This is a genomic window from Streptomyces phyllanthi (assembly GCF_009377205.1).
Lineage (GTDB): Bacteria > Actinomycetota > Actinomycetes > Streptomycetales > Streptomycetaceae > Streptomyces > Streptomyces phyllanthi.
In genome coordinates, this window is sequence record NZ_VJZE01000686.1 from 1 (window position 1) to 3,433 (window position 3,433).

The 3,433-nt window shown below is 73.4% G+C and carries 1 protein-coding gene; it reads left to right on the forward strand.

Annotation, left to right across the window (positions count from 1 at the left end; genetic code table 11):
* The first annotated feature begins 153 nt into the window (after positions 1–153).
* Positions 154–3,423, forward strand: a complete 3,270-nt coding sequence (locus tag FNH04_RS43390) for a S41 family peptidase (protein ID WP_322725548.1) — start codon at positions 154–156, stop codon at positions 3,421–3,423.
* Positions 3,424–3,433 lie beyond the last annotated feature (10 nt).

Consider the following 3,433-nt stretch of genomic DNA (forward strand, 5'->3'; position numbering starts at 1 on the left):
CCTCCACCCCACCCGCCGGAAACCAGCCCCGGCCGGGACCGACCGTCACCGTGACCAAGACCGTCTACTGCCAGTCACAGCCGACCTGCTGGCCCGAGGGGAAGTGATCCAAACCCCTCCCCAAGTACGGCGGGCGTTGCCTAAAGTGACCTGGTGACACAGCCTGCAGCTACTGCATCCCCCGCGTATTTCCGGTACCCGCACCTGCACGGCGAATCGGTCGCCTTCACCGCCGAGGACGACGTCTGGGTCGCGCCCCTCGACGGCGGCCGCGCCTGGCGGGTCAGCGCCGACAACGTCCCCGTGAACCACCCGCGCATCTCCCCGGACGGCACCACCGTCGCCTGGACCTCCACCCGCGACGGAGCCCCCGAGGTGCACATCGCCCCGCTCGACGGCGGGCCGTCCAGGCGCCTGACGTACTGGGGGAGCTGGCGGACCCAGGTCCGCGGCTGGACCCCCGACGGCGAGGTCCTCGCGCTCAGCACCCAGGGACAGGCCAGCCTGCGCCGCAGCTGGGCGCGTGCCGTACCGCTCGACGGCGGACCGGCCACCACCCTGCCGTACGGGCCCGTCGGCGATGTCGCGTACGGGCCGAGCACCGTGCTGCTGTCCGCGCCCATGGGACGCGAGGCCGCCTGGTGGAAGCGGTACCGGGGCGGTACGGCGGGCAAGCTGTGGATCGACCGGGAGGGGGACGGGGAGTTCGTACGGCTTCACGAGGAGCTGGACGGGAACCTCGAGTATCCGCTGTGGGTGGGGATGGGGGTCCCCCCTGTTCGAGCGGAGCCGAGAACTTGGGGGAGGGTCGCCTTCCTGTCCGATCACGAAGGCGTGGGGGCGTTGTACTCGTCCCTCGCCGATGGAGCGGATCTGCGGCGGCACACCCCACTCGACGGGTTCTACGCCCGGCACGCCTCCACCGACGGGACGCGTGTCGTGTACGCGTCCGCCGGTGAGCTGTGGATCCTCGACGATCTGGAGGGCGCCGAGCCGCGGCGGCTCGACATCCGGCTCGGCGGGCAGCGCGTCGACCTGCAGCCGCATCCCGTGACCGCGAGCCGCTGGTTCGGGGCGGGCTCGCCCGACCACACCGGGCGGGGCAGCGCGATCTCCGTGCGCGGCGCCGTCCACTGGGTCACCCACCGCTCCGGGCCCACCCGCACGCTCGCCGCCGAGCCCGGGGTACGGGCCCGGACGCCGGTCGCCTTCCGCGCGGACGGCGAGGAGTGGGTGGTGTGGGTGACGGACGCCGAGGGCGACGACGCCCTGGAGTTCGCGCCCGCCACCGGAGTCGCGCCCGGAGGCACCCCGCGACGGCTCGCCGCCGGTCAGCTCGGGCGGGTGCTGGAGCTCGCGATGGCCCCCGACGGCAGCCGCGCCGCCGTCGCCTCGCACGACGGGCGCGTCCTGCTCGTCGAACGGGAGAGCGGCGAGGTGCGCGAGGTCGACCGGAGTGAGGACGGTGAGGTCTCCGGGCTCGTGTTCTCGCCCGACTCGTCCTGGCTCGCGTGGTCCCATCCCGGGCCGCGGCCCCTGCGTCAGCTCAAGCTCGCCAACACCGCCGACCTGTCGGTGACGGAGGCCACGCCGCTGCGGTTCCGGGACTACTCGCCGGCGTTCACCCTGGACGGCAAGCACCTGGCGTTCCTGTCCGCACGGTCCTTCGATCCGGTGTACGACGAGCATGTCTTCGATCTGGCCTTCGTGGGCGGCTCGCGGCCGCATCTGATCACGCTGGCCGCCACCACTCCCTCCCCCTTCGGGCCCCAGCGCCACGGCCGTCCCTTCGAGGCGCCCGACAAGGACGAGACCCCGGACAGCGAGGGCGCCCCCACGACCCGTATCGACCTCGAGGGGCTCGGCGACCGGATCGTGCCGTTCCCGGTCGAGGCCGCGCGTTATTCGGGGCTGCGCGCCGCCAAGGACGGGGTGCTGTGGCTGCGCCACCCGGTGCGAGGCGTGCTCGGCCACTCGCGGGCCACGCCCGACGACCCGGACCCGAAGACCTCGCTGGAGCGGTACGACCTCGCCCAGCAGCGCGTCGAGTACCTGGCCTCCGACATCGACCGCTTCGCGGTCAGCGGCGACGGCAAGCGGGTGCTGCTGTGGACCGACGGCAAGCTCAAGGTCGTACCCAGCGACCGGCGCGCCTCCGGTGACGAGGACAGCGACACCAACATCACCGTCGACCTGTCGCGCGTGCGGCAGACCGTCGACCCGGCCGCCGAGTGGCGCCAGATGTTCGACGAGACCGGGCGCCTCATGCGGGACAACTTCTGGCGGCCGGATCTCGGGGGAGTGGACTGGGACGGGGTGCTGGACAGGTACCGGCCCGTTCTCGACCGGGTCGCCACGCACGACGACCTGGTGGACCTGCTGTGGGAGGTCCACGGAGAGCTGGGCACGTCGCACGCGTACGTCACCCCGCGCGGTGGCGGGGGCTGGGGCGACCGGCGGCAGGGGCTGCTCGGGGCCGACATCTCGCGGCACGAGGACGGGCCCCAGGGGGCCGTGCAGTGGCGTATCGACCGGGTGCTGCCGTCGGAGACCTCCGACCCCGACGCGCAGGCGCCGCTCGCCGCGCCCGGTGTGGCGGTACGGGCCGGGGACGCGATCGTCGCGGTGGGCGGGCAGCCGGTGGACCCGGTGGCCGGGCCGGGGCCGTTGCTCGTCGGTACGGCGGGGAAGCCGGTCGAGCTGACGGTGCTGCCCGCGGGGGGCGGTGACCCCCGGCACACGGTGGTCGTGCCCATCGCCGACGAGGAGCCGCTCCGCTACCACGCGTGGGTGGCGGACCGGCGGGCGTACGTCCATGAGCTCTCCGGGGGACGGCTGGGGTATCTGCACGTTCCGGACATGGTCGGGTCCGGGTGGGCGCAGCTCCACCGGGATCTGCGGGTCGAGGTGGCTCGGGAGGGGCTGGTCGTCGATGTCCGTGAGAACCGTGGCGGGCATACGTCGCAGCTGGTCGTGGAGAAGCTGGCCCGTCGGATCGTGGGGTGGGACCTGCCGCGGGGGATGCGGCCGTACAGCTATCCGGAGGATGCCCCGCGTGGGCCCGTCGTGGCCGTCGCCAACGAGTTCTCCGGGTCGGACGGGGACATCGTGAACGCGGCGATCAAGGCGCTGGGGATCGGACCGGTGGTCGGTACGCGTACGTGGGGTGGGGTGATCGGGATCGACAGCCGGTACCGGCTGGTGGACGGGACGCTCGTCACCCAGCCGAAGTACGCGTTCTGGCTGGAGGGATACGGGTGGGGGGTCGAGAACCACGGCGTCGACCCCGACGTGGAGGTCGTTCAGGCTCCGCAGGACCATGCGGCGGGGCGGGATGTGCAGCTGGACGAGGCGGTGCGGCTGGCGCTGGCCGCGCTGGAGGAGACACCCGCGAAGAGGGCGCCCTCCCTGCCGGGGGCGTAGGGGGCGGCCG